This window comes from Marinobacterium sp. NO-S09 (assembly GCF_059179545.1).
Genome location: NZ_CP168954.1, coordinates 1821508 through 1839015, shown reverse-complemented (window position 1 = coordinate 1839015; position 17508 = coordinate 1821508). Strand labels below are relative to the sequence as shown.

The 17508-nt window shown below is 56.5% G+C and carries 20 protein-coding genes; 5 read left to right on the top strand and 15 right to left on the bottom strand.

Translation table 11 applies throughout. The features are described from left to right. Positions 1–12 precede the first annotated feature (12 nt). From O3C79_RS08560 to O3C79_RS08545, 4 genes are all read right to left on the bottom strand, one after another. Positions 13–657 carry a class I SAM-dependent methyltransferase gene (locus tag O3C79_RS08560; protein ID WP_494385595.1) on the bottom strand — a complete coding sequence of 215 codons (645 nt, stop codon included), beginning with the start codon at positions 655–657 and terminating at the stop codon, positions 13–15. Further along, a complete protein-coding gene (locus O3C79_RS08555; protein WP_494385594.1) occupies positions 654–1574 on the bottom strand; it encodes a bestrophin family protein in 921 nt (306 codons plus the stop codon). Before O3C79_RS08555 ends, O3C79_RS08560 begins: the two co-directional genes overlap by 4 nt. Positions 1575–1674: 100 nt before the next feature. Continuing rightward, positions 1675–1959: a hypothetical protein gene (locus O3C79_RS08550; RefSeq protein WP_494385593.1), complete on the bottom strand. Its 285-nt coding sequence runs from the start codon at positions 1957–1959 to the stop codon at positions 1675–1677. Positions 1960–2162: 203 nt separating this feature from the next. Next, a complete protein-coding gene (locus O3C79_RS08545) occupies positions 2163–4337 on the bottom strand; it encodes an esterase-like activity of phytase family protein (protein ID WP_494385592.1) in 2175 nt (724 codons plus the stop codon). 213 nt (positions 4338–4550) lie between these two features. Between O3C79_RS08545 and O3C79_RS08540 the strand changes: the two genes are divergently transcribed. Continuing rightward, on the top strand, positions 4551–5213 hold the full coding sequence (locus tag O3C79_RS08540; protein ID WP_494385591.1) for a YccT family protein: 663 nt from the start codon (positions 4551–4553) through the stop codon (positions 5211–5213). Positions 5214–5257: 44 nt separating this feature from the next. Further along, positions 5258–6181 (top strand): porin, encoded by a 924-nt coding sequence (locus tag O3C79_RS08535; protein WP_494385590.1) that lies wholly within the window; start codon positions 5258–5260, stop codon positions 6179–6181. A gap of 106 nt (positions 6182–6287) precedes the next feature. Here the strand turns inward: O3C79_RS08535 and O3C79_RS08530 are convergent, their stop codons facing one another. Next, positions 6288–7196: a LysR family transcriptional regulator gene (locus O3C79_RS08530; RefSeq protein ID WP_494385589.1), complete on the bottom strand. Its 909-nt coding sequence runs from the start codon at positions 7194–7196 to the stop codon at positions 6288–6290. A 95-nt stretch (positions 7197–7291) separates the two neighbouring features. Here O3C79_RS08530 and O3C79_RS08525 point away from each other — a divergent pair, with 95 nt between their 5' ends. Next, entirely contained in the window at positions 7292–7507 is a 216-nt protein-coding gene (locus O3C79_RS08525) for a DUF2798 domain-containing protein (RefSeq protein ID WP_494385588.1), read from the top strand. A 52-nt stretch (positions 7508–7559) separates the two neighbouring features. Then, entirely contained in the window at positions 7560–8168 is a 609-nt protein-coding gene (locus O3C79_RS08520) for a glutathione S-transferase family protein (RefSeq protein ID WP_494385587.1), read from the top strand. Here O3C79_RS08520 and phnP read toward each other — a convergent pair. From phnP to phnG, 9 genes are read right to left on the bottom strand one after another with little or no spacing between them, the layout of a single operon-like run. After that, positions 8162–8914 (bottom strand): phosphonate metabolism protein PhnP, encoded by a 753-nt coding sequence (gene phnP / locus O3C79_RS08515; protein ID WP_494385586.1) that lies wholly within the window; start codon positions 8912–8914, stop codon positions 8162–8164. The genes O3C79_RS08520 and phnP overlap by 7 nt on opposite strands. Then, positions 8911–9498: a phosphonate metabolism protein/1,5-bisphosphokinase (PRPP-forming) PhnN gene (gene phnN, locus O3C79_RS08510; RefSeq protein WP_494385585.1), complete on the bottom strand. Its 588-nt coding sequence runs from the start codon at positions 9496–9498 to the stop codon at positions 8911–8913. Before phnN ends, phnP begins: the two co-directional genes overlap by 4 nt. Continuing rightward, entirely contained in the window at positions 9498–10649 is a 1152-nt protein-coding gene (locus O3C79_RS08505; protein WP_494385584.1) for an alpha-D-ribose 1-methylphosphonate 5-triphosphate diphosphatase, read from the bottom strand. The genes phnN and O3C79_RS08505 overlap by 1 nt, the downstream gene beginning before the upstream one ends. A gap of 40 nt (positions 10650–10689) precedes the next feature. Then, on the bottom strand, positions 10690–11385 hold the full coding sequence (phnL, locus tag O3C79_RS08500) for a phosphonate C-P lyase system protein PhnL (protein ID WP_494385583.1): 696 nt from the start codon (positions 11383–11385) through the stop codon (positions 10690–10692). Between the two features lie 9 nt (positions 11386–11394). Continuing rightward, on the bottom strand, positions 11395–12213 hold the full coding sequence (gene phnK, locus O3C79_RS08495) for a phosphonate C-P lyase system protein PhnK (RefSeq protein ID WP_494385582.1): 819 nt from the start codon (positions 12211–12213) through the stop codon (positions 11395–11397). Further along, positions 12213–13100 (bottom strand): alpha-D-ribose 1-methylphosphonate 5-phosphate C-P-lyase PhnJ, encoded by an 888-nt coding sequence (locus tag O3C79_RS08490; RefSeq protein ID WP_494385581.1) that lies wholly within the window; start codon positions 13098–13100, stop codon positions 12213–12215. Before O3C79_RS08490 ends, phnK begins: the two co-directional genes overlap by 1 nt. Continuing rightward, positions 13097–14242, bottom strand: a complete 1146-nt coding sequence (locus O3C79_RS08485) for a carbon-phosphorus lyase complex subunit (RefSeq protein ID WP_494385580.1) — start codon at positions 14240–14242, stop codon at positions 13097–13099. Before O3C79_RS08485 ends, O3C79_RS08490 begins: the two co-directional genes overlap by 4 nt. Continuing rightward, a complete protein-coding gene (phnH, locus tag O3C79_RS08480) occupies positions 14242–14865 on the bottom strand; it encodes a phosphonate C-P lyase system protein PhnH (RefSeq protein WP_494385579.1) in 624 nt (207 codons plus the stop codon). Before phnH ends, O3C79_RS08485 begins: the two co-directional genes overlap by 1 nt. Further along, positions 14865–15335 (bottom strand): phosphonate C-P lyase system protein PhnG, encoded by a 471-nt coding sequence (phnG, locus tag O3C79_RS08475; RefSeq protein WP_494385578.1) that lies wholly within the window; start codon positions 15333–15335, stop codon positions 14865–14867. Before phnG ends, phnH begins: the two co-directional genes overlap by 1 nt. 368 nt (positions 15336–15703) lie before the next feature. Between phnG and O3C79_RS08470 the strand changes: the two genes are divergently transcribed. Continuing rightward, positions 15704–16381, top strand: a complete 678-nt coding sequence (locus O3C79_RS08470) for an IclR family transcriptional regulator (RefSeq protein ID WP_494385577.1) — start codon at positions 15704–15706, stop codon at positions 16379–16381. Between the two features lie 53 nt (positions 16382–16434). On the opposite strand, the gene O3C79_RS08465 is transcribed toward O3C79_RS08470, so the two are convergent. After that, on the bottom strand, positions 16435–17472 hold the full coding sequence (locus tag O3C79_RS08465; protein ID WP_494385576.1) for a TRAP transporter substrate-binding protein: 1038 nt from the start codon (positions 17470–17472) through the stop codon (positions 16435–16437). Positions 17473–17508 lie beyond the last annotated feature (36 nt).

Sequence of the window (17508 nt, the reverse complement as noted above, 5' to 3'; positions counted from 1 at the left end):
GGTTAAAGGGAGTCAGGCGTTTTTCTGAAAACACACAACATCCTTATGCGGATACTCGGGCACACTGCCCCAGCGCTCGCCCAGCCAGCTGAAGCTCTCTTCGGCAAAGAAGGTGATGTGGGTCGGGTCGTTGCGGTAGTGCCAGCTGCGAAAGCGCTCATCGTCCAGCACCCGTTTGGTTTGCAGTACCAGCACGCCTTCAGGGGCGAGCAATGACCAGAGCTGGTCCAGTACGGGAAGCGGCTCGGCCAGATGCTCCACCACCTCGGTGCTGGTAATGAAGTCATACGGCCCTGTCAGCACCGAGGTGTCGGGGTGGAAGTACTTGTCATACTGCGCCATGTCATAACCGGCCTCTCGCGCCATGGCCACCAGCGCCGGGCCGGGTCCGCAGCCGAAATCCAGCCCTTTGGCCGGGGGTGGTTTACGCGCCAGCACCTCATCAAACGCACGAGACAGAAAGCGGCGATAGCCCGGGTCATCGATGGCGTTTTCATGGTCATCGTATACGGCCTTTTCATCCGCATCCGACAAGCGCTGTGAAGGTTCCAGATGGACCATTTTGCAGGCTTCGCAGCGATAGTAGGTCTTCGCTTTACAGGCAATGGCATAGAGCGCAGTCGAACTGCACAGCGGGCAGAAAAGATCTGTGCTCATTGCAGTTGAAACTCCACCGGTTGCAGCAATTCTGGTGCCGGGTCCCCCAGGGCTTCGGCGACGCTGATTTCATGAATGCGGCAGATCGCATCCAGCGGCAGGTCATTGGTATGGCGTCCGAAGGGAAACTCCAGCTGCTCAGACAGGCGGTCCAGACCAAAGAAGGTGTAGGCAACGATGCCGGTAAAGACAGGCGTAAACCAGCCAGCAGCTCCCACCAGGCCAAAGGGCAGCAGGTAGCAATAAAAGTAGGCTGTGCGATGCGCCAGCAGTGTATAGGCGAAGGGCAAAGGCGTTTGTGCAATACGCTCGGAGGCGGCCTGGACACCGGCAAGACTGTTCAGGTGCTTATCCAGCGCCGCAGCGGCAACGCTATCGATCTCCCCTGCTTTGTACGCATCGGCAACCAAGTCACCGGCATACTGCAGCATCTGCGCAGCGGGGTTACGGGCGCTTAATATGGCGTCCAGTTCGTCCTGTGGCAGCACCTGATTCAAGCCTTCCGGCAGGTCCGCACGCACATCTTCTTCACGTAACTGGCCGCGTAGCAGGTGTGTATGGGCCAGTGCCAGCATTAACAGACTGCGGCGACGCTCAGAATTCAGGTAGATGCCACTGGTGCGGGCCAGGCTGCGCATTTCGACCACCATCTGGCCCCACTGTTTGCGCGCTTCCCACCAGCGGTCATAGGTCGCGGTGTTGCGCACGCTGAGCAGGATCGACAGCGCAATGCCCATAAGGGTAAAGGGCAAGAGTGTGTATTCAACGATGCCATCAAGGTAGTGATGACGGGTTACCCAGGTCACCACAATGGCGAAGAGTCCGGACAACAGAATATGGGGCAGAATATGCGGGAATACCGAGCCCTTCCAGGCCAGCATCAAACCGAGCGCACCGGGACGGTTGCGTACGATCATGGGGAAAAGATCTCCGGACGGCAGAAGGGGAGAATGGTGTCACAGCCGCCCGGAAGATGAAAGTCTGGCCCTGCCAAAGCACAGGCACCAGAGGCAGAGATCAGGCGCGGGCGCGAGACACCACACGTCGATTCAGAACGCCGTGCTTGAGCCGCTTGAGTCGCGAGATACGCGCCATCACCAGCAGTTCAAGTACGCCGGCCGCCATCAGCAGATCCATCGCTATTGACTGATCGCTCAGCCAGGGATGGATGTTGCCGCCATTGCCCGTCGCCAATGCATAGATGGCGACTGCGATCACGGCGGTTGCGGCCAGAGAGATCAAGTTATAATGAAAAAGGCGGCGTTTGATTTCAGCCACTGACTCACGTCTGCGAGCTTTCATTTTCAACTCCTCAGGTGTTCACTTTTTGAACAAAAATTAGACGATGTGATTTTAGTGAGCCGGCTATTTTTCAACCAGTGTCTCAAAAACCTACACATTCCAATTGCAAACCCAAACAGCCGTTCTAAACGCACGCATTTGACAACAAAAAAGGGAGGCTTTCTGTGCCTCCCTTGTACTTTTACGACGTTAAGGGGTCATTTTCAGCGAATTTGCCCCATTTTGACCCACATTGTTTCGCCAGAACTGTCGTCAACTCCGTCATTGTCGGTGACAAAAAATCCATTTCCGTTCTGATCTATGGCAAATCCTTCCACTTTATCGGTCACATAGCCGTTCAGAGACTCCAGTTCGGGAATCAAATCACGTACCAGCGTCTTCTGCACCAGCGGCAGTGTAGAGCCCAGCTCTGCGGTTTGCAGGCCATTCAGTTCAACTGAGTAGAGCCGCTTGATGGCGGCATTGGCACCGATCTGGTTGTCGCGCTCCAGAATGTAGGTTTTGCCATTGTGGATTTCGATCTCGGACAGCCCAACCCAGCCTTTTTCAGTTGCATCCAGCGGGTAATGCGCAGCCGTCCATTCCCCTGTCTTCAGATTATGCTTAAGCAGTTTCACCTGCTGTTCGCCATCGTCTTTCCAGGGACGCTGCATCACAATCCAGAGATTGTCGCCATCCAGTGCAATGCCTTCGGCACCAAAGCGAATCTGGTGCTGCAGCAGTTCATCCGGGAATGCCAGAGTCTCGTCGATTTCACCGGCGGCATTTACATGGTAAATGGCGTGCGGCACTTCCTTCTTGGCGTTACCTTCAGAGGCCAGCCAGAAACCGCCCTTGCCATCAGCTGCCACACCTTCCAGATCCAGCTTCTTGGCCGGCTGGCCATCACGGGTAATGTTCAGGGCAGCCGTAATGCGCGCCGGGTGAGCGCTGGCGTCGATGGTGAAAATGCGGGGCTGGTTCTTATAGAAGCTGTCGTTTACAGCATAAAGCACGTTGGGCTTGCTCGGGTCAGCGGTCAGGCCCGAGAGCGCGCCCCAGCCAATGGGTGCGCCAGTGGCCGCTTCATTGCCGGATACCAGCTGCGGGTATGCCGGTGTGTCCTTGGTAAGGCTGAACAGCATGACGTGGGCACGTACACCGCCATCTTCGATCAGGTCTTTTTCGTTGGCGCTGACCAGCAGGTTGCGCGCCGGAATGGCAACAGCGGATTCCGGTGCCATGCCGGACGGCAGCAGCTGCATGAACTCGGGAGCAGCACCGGTATCGCGGTAAACACCGATTACGGAGCCACGCTCGGACATGACGAAGATATAGGTGTCGTCACCGAAACGGCCTACTTCCAGACCTTCCGGCTCGGCACCTTTCTTGCCGGAACGCTTGTCCGGGTAATGGCCGGCACGTACGACTTCGTGCTCAAAGGCGGCACCGGATTCAAACAGCAGCTTGCCGTTTTTATGGAAGATGCTGAAGCCGCGTGAACCACCGTTGTAGTCACCTTCATTGGCGATGACAAAGCGGTTGTTATCCAGCCATTTAACAGCGTCCGGCTCGCGCAGCACGTTGTTAAGCTCGCCGGTGAAGTTGAGTGCACCGTCTTTCTTTACATCAATCTGCTTGAGGTCGACTGTGCCGGCGGAGAAGTGATTGCTCACCTTACCGGTTTTGGCATCGACGATCACCAGGTGGTTGTTCTCCTGCAGCGTGACGACAACTTCACCCTTCTGATTGAAATCGACGAATTCCGGTTCAGGGTCGGAAGGTGCAATCTCGGCCAGACCGGTCAGGTCCACACGCTTGAGGCCGGAGCAGACCAGCTGGCCCTGCTTCAGCGGCACCAGCACCAGATCACCGGCAGGCAGCTGCGGAATGACACCGTCGTTCAGGTCTTCATCGCGCTCGTTTTCAATCGCGACTGCAACCATGTCGCCCTGCTTGGAAACAGCAACCGAGTCCGGCTGGCCGCCCAAGTCACATTGGCTCACCACTTTCTTCTGCGTTGAATTGACCAGCGCCAGGAAGCCTGAAGGCGCCGTGTAGCTCTCGGAGGTATTCACACCGACAACTGCATTCTCGCCAACCGCACTGACAGAGGTCGGCTCACCCTTGAGCGGCATAAAGCCTGCGGGCTTGGGCTGCTGGGCATCACGGATATCGATAAAACCGATACCCTCACGCGGGCTGTCACTGTAGATCAGGGTATTACCACTGGCAGTAGCGGTAATGATCTCGGCAGAGGTTTCCTGCTCCATATTGGATGCAGGCAGGTTGTCTGCTGTCGAGAAGCTTTGAATACGGTTAAAGCTGTTGGCGTGGGCCGAAGTCGCAGCGGCGACCGCCATGGCCAGGCAGGATGCGCGCAGCAGGCGAGAATCCATACGGGTATACCTCCAGATGTATTTAGGTGAAGACAAAACTCTAGAGGCGATTTATGACAGTCTGGTTATAAAACAACCGATTAACAAACAGGTGTTTAATTTATATTACCGGAAGAATACCAAACCTTAATATAACTTAAACCTCCATGTAACATTTGAAAAATAACATGCACCGGAATTGAAAAAACACAGAAAAATTTCGGTACAAAAAACATGCAATCATTCTCCAAAAAAATAGCGCTACTGACCTGTTTTATCCCTTCAGTGGTGTTTGGGGATGTAACCATCAAGCTGAACCAGGGCACCGATATTCTCGCTGTAAATGGCAAGGCTGTTGAACGTAGCAGCCTGTTTGACAGCACCGGCAGCCTGCGTCTGGAAAACGGAAAAAACCAGATCGTTGTTGAGTATACCGCTGAAATTGAAGAGTCTTCCGACGATTCAATCCTGGAAACAAGCGAATCCTATGTGCTTCTTTTTGAAGCAAAAGATACCGAAATCAAGCTTCAGACACCTAAGATCACCAACCACTATGATCTTAAGAAATTCAACCAATCACCGCAGTGGATGCTGGTTGATTCGCAAGGACGCACCCTTCCTTACCAGTCGGGCATTCTGAAAAAAGAAGGCTTTCAACTGGCCCGCGACTATACCGCGGAGCTGATGAAATTTAACCAGTCCGGAGTGGCAGCTGCCATGCCCGCATTACAGGTTGAACGTCATCAGTTTAATGAACAGCCTGTGGTTAAAAAATCAGCAGAACCTGCAATTAATGCTGATCAGAAAATGATCGGGGAAATGTTGCAGTACTGGTATCAGCAGGCTGATGAACCTACTCGTAATAAATTTAAGAGCTGGATTAAAACCAGCCTTTAAATAATCAATCACTGAATAGACCTTTGAATAACGGAGTCTCGCTCATGAAAAAGCTTCTTCTGGCTGTTGCAGTATCTGTAGCTGCTGGCTCTGCCAGTGCTGCCACTATCTATGAAGGCAATGGTTTCACTTACAAGCTGAACGGCGACCTGCAGGTTCAGCTGCGTCAGGACGTTGGCAATGACCAGAACGCTGAGATCGAATTCGACGATCTGGAGCTGAAAAACTACGTCAGCTACGACCTGGGCAACGACATGAAAGCCTTCGGTCGTGTCGATTTCGGTTTCAAGGATGCTGCTGAAGACAAGCAGGACGGCAGCAAGCTGGAAGAAGCTTACGTTGGTATGGCTTTCGGCAACACTTCCGTATCTTTCGGTAAGCAGAACTTCGCATCTGACGAGTTCGGTGTTGAGAAAGCTTACGAGCTGGCCAGCGACGAAGACCGTTTCGACGCTATGGGCACTTCCGGCGACGACACTATCCGTGTTGACGTTGAAATGGACAGCGCTACTTTCATCGCTTCCTACGAAATGGATGCTGAAGGTGAGTCCAGCGAAAACGGCGAGTACTTCGACGTATTCGCATCTTTCGACGTAGCTGCTCTGAACATCGGCGCTGCTTACCAGAACGCTACTCCGAGCATCGGTGCTGATGACATCGATACCTGGGGTCTGAGCGCTGAGTTTGACGCTGGTTTCGCTGAATTCGCAGCTGACTGGAGCACCACAGACGATATCGCTGACCAGTACAACCTGGCAGCTGCTTTCAAAGCAGGCAAAACCACCAAAGTCGCTGTTGGCGTTGTGAACACTGATCCGGAATCCGGTGACGACGTAACAGAATGGTACGCAAATGTAACCTACAAGTTCGCTACTCAGAAAAACGTTAGCCTGTTTGCTGAAATCGCAGACACTGACGAAGACGATTCTGACATGGGTTACCTGGCAGGTATGCGCGTCAAGTTCTAAGGGATTAGCTGGGGCCGTTCAGGCTTTACCCCCTTCAGTCTGAACGGTTGCAGAGTTTTCCAGCCGGCCCCTCGGGGTCGGCTTTTTTATGTCCGGTCTAATGCGCTCAGCAACGGCCCTGAAGCACCGGCTGGCGGCCGATATAGTCCTGCATGAAATCCCGCAAGCGGCGTGCTCGCACGTTGAGCAAACGCCCATCCGGCCAGACCGCATAGATATCCCGCTCGGGTCCTGACCATTCCGGCAGTACAATTTTGAGCCGCCCTTCCTGTAGCGGCTGCTGTATCTCATTGGCAGGCAGTAGCGAGATCCCAAGGCCATCACAGACAAACTGTTTTACCAGCGTCAGATCATCGACGGTGGACGTCGCCGAGGGATGGAGCGTCACTTGTCGGCCACTGGACTGGTGCTGAAGACGCCAGCGCCCCAACTGTTTGAACACGGCCAGGCGATGCTGCTGCAACTGTTCCAGCTCCACCGGCTCCCCTGCCTCGGCCAGATACTCAGGTGATGCCACAAGGCGGGTGCGCACCCAGCCCAGTTTCTTTTGATACAGGCCAGAGTTGGTTTGCGGCCCGATACGCAGGGCGATATCGATCCGTTGCTGCAACATGTCTTCGGTGCGGTTGCTCAGCATTAGCTCCAGCCTGACTTCCGGGTGGGCTTTCATGAACTCGGTCCACATGGGGCTTAACAGACCCGTGGCCAGATTCGTGGGAGCCGACACCCGCAGCGGCCCACTCATCTCCTGAGCATCACGGCTTAACTGCGCCGACACCTGTTCCAGCTCGTCGAACAGAGCCGCATAGCTGGCGTAATACACCTCCCCTTCACCGGTCAGGCTGAAGTGCCGGGCAGAACGGCGAACCAGCTGAAAACCGAGACTTGCCTCAAGGCGCTTCAGCCGGCGCGTCACGGTGGCAGCAGGCAGCCCAAGGTAGTCCGCTGCTGCTTGCAGGCTGCGGAGCCGTACAATCTGTACGAACAGGGCTAGATCATCGTAGCTTGATTTCATTTTTGAAATTATAGATTGAGAATTACATATCTATTTGACGTTTAGACAATTATATACACTTACGCACATTCGATTCACTCAAGGAGAACACGCCCATGAAGCAACGCCTCTGGTTTACCGCACTGATGTCATTCGTTCTGGCGTTTCTGATGACCGGGTATGTCACCTGGCTTAACCTGGGCTTTACTGAGCTGTACCTGACCCAGTGGATGCGCGCTTTCAGCCTGGCCTGGCCCGTTGCCGCCGTGATCTCCTTCCTGTTCGGACCGACGGTGCACAAGTTGTCACTTCGTTTGTCGGGCCAGTCGTAATACTCTGAAGGTCGGCTTTTCTCACTCCATAACAACAAGCATGAGGCCCAACATGAAATTACTGGAAAATTCCGCTACTCCCAGCGCACGACGCGTTGCCATTTTTCTCAACGAACTTGGCATCGAAGTGGAACGTGAAGACGTGGATATTCGCGGCGCTGAAAACCGCAGTGAAGCCTTTATGGACAAGGCCCCCAACGGCCTGATTCCGGTGCTGCAACTGGATGATGGCACTCACATTTGTGAAAGTGTGGCGATCTGCCGTTACTTTGATGCCAGCACACCCAACGACAAGGCGTTGTTTGGCGAGACCCCGCTGGAGCAGGCACAGGTTGAAATGTGGCACCGCATTGTTGAACTGCAGGGCGTAGTGCCGGCGTTTCAGGCCTTCCGTAACCTGTCCGGCTTTTTCAGTGACCGTGAAAACTGTGTAAAAGCCTGGGGTGAGGAATCGCGCGAGCGCCTGGCGCAGTTCCTGCCGGTGGTCGACAAGCAGCTGGGTAAAACCGATTGGGTCGCCGGCGACCGCTTCAGCATCGTCGACATTACCCTCTGGGTGCTGTGCGGTTTTCTTGGCCGCCTGGAGCTCGAAGTCGATGACAGCCTGCCCAACCTCAAACGCTGGCATGACAAGATGAGCCAGCGCCCTTCCGTTCAGTAAAGCATCAGCTCAAGATTATCCCGCGCAACACAGACTGCATCCGGCAAGCTGTGTTGCTGCCGCCAGACGTCCATCTCATGGCCCAGATGGGTTAACCAGGTGCGTCTGGGCTGCAGTCGCTGATGAATTCCCAGTACCAGGCTCAGGTCATTGTGGTTACGTGGAGGCTCCGCACATGGGGGCTGGCTACAGTCGATCACCACTTCCAGATCTTCGTACTGCTTCAGAAACGCCTCGGTTTCAGGCGGCAGGCCCACCGTATCGGTCAGATAGGCAAGACGCCGTCCATTGCGTTCAAACAGATAACCAAACGTGGGTTTGGAGTGACGCAGTGGTAAGGGCGTGATCTGAACATCGCCCATAATCAGCGCCACAAAGGGCACCAGCGGTGCGCGAAAGTCCAGAATACCGGGGTGCTTTAGCAGGTCGGCACAGCCATCCCGATCATCCGGGCCGTATACCGGAATACTGTCATTCAGCCCCCAGCGCAGATGAAACAGTCCCTGCACATGATCGACATGGTAGTGGGTGAGCAGAATGGCATTGAGATCCCCCGGCGCAAAACGCTCCGCCAGATCAGTTAACCCGCCATCGATCAATACGCGTTTGTCATCCGACTCCAGCAGAGCACTGCAGGGACGACGGCGCAGTCGATCATCTTCACGCGCCGCATCACAAGCGCCACAGCGACAACCGTAGACCGGTACCTGGCGTACATCACCGGTGCCAAGAAAGGTTAGTTTCATACCACATCCATGGATACATCAATCGATTGAAGGCTATTCTGCCTGACCACATCGAGCAGTGCCGCCACGCCCTCCTCCAGCTTGCAATCATTGCTGACATGCAGGGTGCAGTCGGGCATGTGCGCCACCATCTCTGCATGGCGTGCCAGACGGCATTCGATCTCCTCTGCGGTTTCCCGACCTCGCTTGATCAAGCGCTGCCGCAGCTTGTCCGGATTCACATCGACCAGCACCGGCACCAGCTCGTCATACATGGTCATGGCATGGGGCAAGTATTCACGGGAGCCGTTGACCAACACATTCACGCCGGAATCCAGCCAGGTATCAATCTCATTGCCAATGGCGTAATGATAGCCGTGTGAATACCAGTTCATGGCAAAAAGCCCCAGCTCCTCGCGCAGATGAAACTCCGCTTCACTCAGGTGGATATGGTTTTCACCGCCCACATCCGCTGCACGGGTGATATAGCGGTGTGCCACACAGCAGCGCAGCTGCGCCGGTAATTGCCGACGACAGCCTTCCAGCAGTGAATCCTTGCCGGAGCCCGAGGCTCCGACCAGATAAAAAAGTGTGCCTCTGATCATCAGAACACCCGCTTGCCCTTACACCAGACCCGCTCGACCAATGGCATCACCGAGTGGCTGTTCACCTGAACCAGGTCGGCTCGCAGGCCTGCTTTCAGCTCACCACGATCATGCAGATTGGCCGCCTGTGCCGGATTGGCAGTCACCAACCCAATGGCACGCGCCAGGTCGTATTCGTTGTCTTCCATGTTAGCCACCATAAAGGCCGCCTGCACCAGTGCCGAGGGATAATAGTCGGAACTGAGGATATCCAGCACACCGGCGCTGGCCAGATCCTTGGCGGCTATGTTGCCGGAATGAGAACCGCCGCGCACGATATTGGGTGCGCCCATCAACACCTTCAGGCCCAGCTCATGGGAGGCTTTGGCTGCTTCCAGCGTGGTCGGGAACTCCGCCACCTGCATGCCCAGATCAGCCGACTCCTGCGCATGAGCCAGTGTGGCATCGTCATGACTGGCGATGGCGATGCCGCGGTCATGGCACACCTCACAGATGCGGCGGCGGAAAGGATCAGCATACTGTGCACTGTTGGCCTGCTGCAGCTTGATGAAATCATCCATCTGATCATCGCTGAGGCCGTACTTGATCATGTAATACTCGCGGTACTTGGGAATGTTCTCCGGCGGGAACTGACGCTGGCCGGGCGCGTGGTCCATGACCGAGATCAGTTTGACCAGATCTTCGCCGATGTAACGCTCGAACAGCTCCATCAGGCCCGGATAGCTGACTTCACAGCGCAGGTGCAGCAGATGGTTGGCGCGGTTGAGACCGACGCGCTCGGATTCGATGATCGCCTTGATCATCGCATCCAGTTTCTCGACGCGGGTGCTCTCGCCGATGATATCGCCCAGCGCCACCGAGTCGAAAGAAGTGGTGATACCCGCCGCGATCAGCTGGGCATCATGGGTGGCCATCGCCATGTGCGCCGGCCAGTCTACTTTCGGGCGCGGGGTGAAGTATTTTTCCTGGTTGTCGGTGTGCAGCTCCACCAGGCCGGGCATCAGGTATTCACCATCCAGATTATCGGCCTGAGGCAGCTGGCTGATCTCCTGATTGATCTCGGCAATCTCGCCGTCGCGAACAACCAGGGTGCCGGTGATCACTTCGTCACGCAGGATCAGGCGGGCGTTGGTCAGAATCTGTTCTTTCATCTTTATCTATCCAGTCTGTGTATCAGATCGCGCTATCTGTTCAAATCGCTTTGATGTCAACGAGGCGATCAGCGACCGCTTCACGTACATCTTCGTCGTGGAAGATGCCAACGATGGCAGCACCCCGATCCTTGGCTTCACGGATCAGCTCCACCACGACCTTGCGGTTGGCGGCATCCAGCGAGGCGGTTGGCTCGTCCAGCAGCAGGATCGGGTAATCGACGATAAAGCCGCGGGCGATATTGACGCGCTGTTGTTCACCGCCTGAGAAAGTGCCCGGTGCCAGCGACCAGAGCCGCTCCGGCACGTTAAGACGCTGCAGCAGGTCCTTCGCCTTGGCTTCGCAGATGGCGGCATCCACGCCCAGGTCCAGCAGCGGCTGCATCACCACCTCCAGCGTGGAAACACGAGGAATTACGCGCAGAAACTGGGACACATAGCCCAACGCCTGGCGACGCAGGGCGATAATGCGGCGCGGTAGCGCCGAAGTGATCTCCACCATCTGCTCGCCATCACGCAGACGAATCTCGCCGCCATCCACGGAGTAGTTGGCATACAGCGCCTTGAGGAAGGTACTTTTGCCGGCACCGGACTGGCCGTGCAGCACCACACATTCTCCGGCCTGCACCTGCAGACTGGCATTGTCGAGCACGCCAAAACTGGCGCCGCCCTGATTGTGCAGGGTGAAGGCTTTCTCCACCCCGGACACATCGATCATCAGTTGGTTTGCAGTCATGACAGGCTCCTAGTTCTGCAGAATGGATGACACCAGCAACTGGGTGTAGGGGTGCTGAGGATCGTCCAGAACCTGATCGGTCAGACCGGTTTCCACCACTTCACCGCGACGCATCACCATTAACCGGTGCGCCAGCAGGCGGGCAACGGCCAGGTCGTGGGTGACGATAATCACCGACAGCCCCAGACGGGACACCAGGTTGCGCAGCAGGTCGAGCAGCTTGGCCTGCACGGACACATCCAGCCCGCCGGTGGGCTCATCCATAAAGATCAGATTGGGGTGAGTGACCAGGTTTCGGGCGATCTGCAGACGCTGCTGCATGCCACCGGAGAACTGGCTGGGGCGATCATCGATACGGCCGGTATCGATCTCCACTGCGGTCAGCCACTCTTCGGCCTTGGCGCGGATGTCGCCATAGTGACGCTCGCCCACTGCCATCAGCCGCTCGCCGATATTGGCACCGGCGCTGACGTTCATGCGCAGGCCATCACGGGCATGCTGGTGCACGATGCCCCACTCGGAGCGCATCAACACACGACGCATGGATTCTTCGCAGGCGTACAGGTCCATCTCGCCGAACTGTTCGCTGTTGTAGATAACGTTGCCGGAATCCGGTGTTAGCCGTGCCGACAGGCAGCTGAGCAGGGTCGACTTGCCGGAGCCGGATTCGCCGACGATGCCCAGCACTTCACCCGGATAGAGGTCGAAGTTGATATCGCCACAGCCCTTGCCCGGGGCGTAGAACTTGTTCAGTTCACGCACGCTCAGCAGCGGCGCGATATCCTGCCATTCGCTGGTTGAAGTCAGCAGGTCTACTGCGGTATTCATTATTTGGTCTCCACTTCAGCAATAGGCAGATCAGCAGCCGTGCCAACAAAACCCTGCTCAACGCGCTCGCGGCAATAATCGGTATCGGAGCAGACAAACATCTTGCTGCCGTTGTCGTCGGTAATTACTTCATCGAGGAAGCTATGGTCAGAACCACAGATGGCGCAGGCTTCGTCCCAGCTCTGCACCTCGAACGGATGATCATCGAAGTCCAGGCTTTCCACCTGTGTAAACGGCGGCACAGCGTAGATACGCTTCTCGAAACCGGCGCCGAACAGCTGCAGCGCCGGCATCATGCTCATCTTCGGGTTGTCGAATTTGGGGATCGGCGACGGATCCATCATGTAGCGGTTGTTCACCATCACCGGGTAGTCGTAGCTGGTGGCGATATGGCCGAACCGGGCCACGTCTTCGTACAGTTTCACCTGCATGGCGCCGTACTCGCTGAGCGCGTGCATCTTGCGCGTCTCACTCTCGCGCGGCTCGATAAAACGCAACGGCTCGGGGATCGGCACCTGATAGATCAGGATCTGATCCGCCTGCAGCGGCCGTTCCGGGATACGGTGACGGGTCTGGATCAGCGTCGCTTCGGCGGTCTGCTCGGTGGTCTCCACACCTGCGGTGTGGGCGAAGAAGCGACGGATGCTGACCGCGTTGGTAGTGTCGTCGGCGCCCTGGTCGATCACTTTCAGCCTGTCGGCCTCACCGATCACGCTGGCGGTAACCTGCATGCCGCCAGTACCCCAGCCGTGGGGCAGCGGCATTTCGCGGCCACCAAAAGGCACCTGGTAGCCGGGAATGGCCACGCCCTTGAGGATGGCGCGACGGATCATGCGCTTGGACTGTTCGTCCAGATAGGCAAAGTTGTAGCCGGTGGCGGTGCTCATGCGTCGGCCTCCTCGTTGGTAGTCTTGCTCTGAGTCGCCCGGCTCTGTTCCTTGCGCAGGCGGCGGATCATCTCCAGCTCGGACTGGAAGTCGACGTAGTGCGGCAGCTTCAGGTGCGACACGAAGCCGTTGGCGGAGACGCAGTCGGTGTGGGACAGCACGAACTCCTGATCCTGCGTCGGGTAGAGCACCTCTTCGCCCAGCTCCTCGGCCCGCAGGGCACGTTCCACCAGCGCCACCGACATCGCCTTGCGTTCGGCACGACCAAAGGCGATGCCGTAGCCGCGAGTAAACTGCGGCGGCAGATCCTTGGAGCCGTGGAACTGGTTGACCATCTCGCTCTCGGTCAGCAGTACTTCACCGATTTCGATCGGGAAGCCCAGCTCTTCCGGCACCATCTCGACACTGACGCGACCGGTGCGCATCTCGCCGGAGAAGGGGTGGCTGTCACCGTAGCCGCGCATGGAGGCGTAACTCAGTGACAGCAGGAAGCCCTCGTCACCGCGGATCAGGTTCTGCAGACGCACGGCGCGCTCGGCCGGGTAGTTGACCGGTTCGCGGGTCAGGTCACGGGGTGCCTTGTCCTGCTGAAAAGAGCCGCCCTGACCTGCTTCACGGCTCTGTTCGATCAGGCCTTCCTTGTTGAGCAGTTCCAGCACCCGCGGGCAGCTGTTGCCGGCGGCCAGCGCTTCAGACAGGGCATTGGCTTCTTCCGGCGCCACTTCCGCTTCGCCCGCCGCCAGCAGACTGAAATCCAGCAGACGGTGAGTGTAGTCATAGGTGGAGCCCAGAATCTGGCCGCCCGGCAGGTCCTTGAAGGTTCCGGAGATGCGGCGTTCGATCTGCATCTGTTCGGTATCCAGCGGCTCGCTGTAACCAAAACGCGGCAGCGTGGTGCGGTAGGCACGCAGCAGGAAAATCGCTTCCACCGCATCGCCACTGGCCTGTTTCAGTGCCAGCGCGGCCAGTTCCGGGTCGTACACCGAGCCTTCGTTCATCACCCGGTCCACGGCCAGCGGCAGCTGCTGGCGAATCTGGTCAACACTCAGTTCGGCAATGGCGCTGTCGCCACGGCGCTGAGTGCGCATCAGGGCATGGGCGTTGTCGATCGCCTTTTCACCGCCCTTTACGGCTACGTACATCAGCAGGCCTCCTGTTCTGTGTTAAGTGGCTCAATTGCCGTGGTGCGTGGCAGCGCAGTCAGCCGGTTGTCGCAGCACCAGAAAGTGTCGATACCCAGCGGAAAACGCTGGCGGCTGCGGATCAGGTCACTGCGGAAGGGCTCGCCCAGGCCGGCGATGCGCAGTGTGCGGGTGTGCTCGATACCGGGGCCGCTCAGGCTCCAGTGTGCCTCTTCGCTTAACGCCGGCACCTGTACCATCAGCGTGGTGGAACGGTCCGGGTATTCCGACGTACCCCAGTTCAGCTCGGCCAGCAGCGGCAGTTCGCTGTGCAGGGCGATGGCAAAGTCAGCATCACAAGGGTTATCCACCAGTGGACACTGGCAGTGAAAGCGCAGGTTGCTGATTACCGCATCACTCGCTGCCAAAGCAGGGCTGAGCCAGACCCGGGTATCGGGGTCGAGCAGGCTCAGTGCCAGCTGCCAGGTGGACAGGTCCAGCCCCTTGGGCGCCTGTTCCAGATAATCGATCTGCATCAACGTACCCGGTTCGCTCATCGCCTTGAGCGCGGCACGGAACACCTGCTGGGATGCCTGGACCGGATCGGCGAAGCCGGCGATCAGTTCGTTACTGCTGACAGCCATCAGTCTTCTCCTCGTACCAGTGTGAAGAAATCAACGCGGGTGCTGTTGGCCTGGGCCGCACGCTGCTGACGCTCGGCCTTGAGATCGGCCTGCAAGGGCTCGATCAGCTCACGCTGCAGCAGGCTTTGGGTACTCCGTTCCTGCAACAGGGCATCAGCAAGTGCCGCGGTAATGGCATGCTGACTGTTGCGACCGGATACATAACTGACACCAAGAGTGCCGCTGGCCAGACGTACAGCACAGCGCGTCAGCGTCATTTCGCCCATATTGAACGGCTGACCGCTGCCGCCGACACGGCCACGCAGCATGGTCAGACCGGTTTCCGGCTTGCGGATAAATTGATATTCAGGCTCCAGCGAAAGTGCCTGCCAGCGCTGTTGCAGCGCCTCGACACTGGACTTGGCCAGTACACCCATCCAGTGCTGGCGAGCACGGGTTTCTGGGGTTTCCTGCTGTTGTTCAACAGACATGTTGGCGATCCATTCAAATAGGTTTGGATGACTTGGATGGCGCTATTCTGCGGAGGGAGCTGGCGGATAAAAATGGAGGGTTTCTGTGCGAATGACCGAGAAATTCTAATGCATGGCTTAGACGCCTGATCAGGTGTGGTCTGGGGCTCTAAGGCAGGTGTTGGGAGCGCTCAAAAGTTTTTTTGCGGCGAATACTGACACATTTCTGCCATATCGATTTGCTACTGCATTGCACACTTGGAAATGCTCACTTGCGCCCCGAATACTCATCCGCGAATAGCACATACTCAGCAGTGATTCATTGCATTACAACTCCGTACATCCGAGCTGTTATCATCCTAGCTACATTTTCCGAAAGACATCACACAATGAAGAACACACTCCAAACTCTGGACAGAGGCATCAATGCACTCGAGCTGATTTCCAAAGCCGAGCACGGGATAACAGTGGCTAAGCTCGCAGAGGAGTTGGAGATTAACCGGGCAATTGCCTACCGCATCATTGCCACTCTGGAAGATCATGGTCTGGTTGTCCGATCAGAGTCAGGACACATCCATCTGGGTGCAGCAGCCCTGATGTATTCACACCGTTTTCTCCCGCAACTCAGATCCCGAGCCCAGCCGCTACTGGAGGTTCTGGCACGTAAAGCCGCCGCTACTGCTTTTGTCTGTGTAGCCCAGGGGGATAAAGGCTGTGTGATCATGGTAGAGGAGAGTGATGCGGGGATTTTACGCGTGGGGTATCGCGTGGGTAGCCAACACCCTCTCAGCCAGGGTGCTGCCGGAATCGCGATCCTTTCCAATCGCGAGCCCAGTGCTGATGAGCCGGAAATTGTTACTCAGGCACGCAAGGATGGCTACAGTCTGACGCGTGGGCACTTGCAGGCAGGTGCTGTAGGCGTTGCCAGCCCGGTTAAAACCCGCAACAGCGAACCCTTGCTGGAGTGCTCTATTGGTGTCGTGGCAATGGACAACCTGGATACAAAAAACGCAATTGAGGCTGTTCAACATACGGCCAGGCAGCTCGCCGAACAGCTTGGCATTTGAGGGTGCTGAACAGGCGGGAGAGACAACCTGCCCCTCCCCCTGCTACGTTGGACTCAGGAGTTGTGCGCTTCGTAGTACTCTTTTGCGATAGCGCGCAATTCATCCAATGCCGCTCGGGCATCCACTCCCGAGTCTTTAACTGACTCAATCCACTCTTCATCAAGGCCTTTCACCTTGTCAGCAAAGTCCGTGGTAATGGCATCCGTTTTCTTGAGCAGCGTTATATTGCCACCCTGTGCCTGAGCATATGCCAGCGCATCCGTATCAGCCGCATCCCAGGCTTTCCCTGCCATAGCAGACAGTTTTTCGCCCGACACACTCATGATCGCCTCACGGTCCTGCTGGCTCAACCCTTCCAGGAAATCGGGGTTCATGAACATGACAAAGCTCCCCATATACATGCCGCCAGGAAGTACTGTTACGTTAGGGGCAACCTCTGCCAAACGCTGAGCTTTCTGCTCACTCAACGGCATGAATACACCGTCGGTTACGCCCTGCTGGAGTAGTTCATACACTTTATTTCCGGGCGCCGACACGGGAGTAATATCAAGACGCTCACCAATGTCTGACTGCACGCCGCCGCCAATACGAATCTTTTTGCCCTCAAGATCCGCCAGAGAATTCACCGGGAAGTTAGTCTGAATGACACCCGGGCCGTGCGAGAAGAACGCAATGGGCACCAGACCTTCATGTTCACCAGCCGGTTTCAGATACTTTTCATATACGCGCCAGTGTGCAACTGAAGCCGCTTCGGCATTTACCCCCAAACCCGGCAGCTCTACTATCTGCTGTAAGGGGAATCGCCCTGGAACAAAGCCATGAAACGTAAAGGCAGCATCCGCGACCCCGTCTTCAACCAGCTGAAACAACTGACCCGGGTTATTCGACGTGCGCTCAATATTAACTTTCACACGTCCTTCAGTCGCGTCTTCAACCCACTTGGCCCATGTCGGCCAAACGGTGGCATTTTGTGCATGTGTTGGCGGCAGCCAGGTAAATACATTCATTACCGTCTCTGCCGATGCAGCAGCAGACATGGCAAGGCCAAGGCCCATTGCCGCGATATTTTTAGCCAGTTTCATTTTTATCATTATTATTGCTCCTGTTTTTCACACAAAATCTACAGC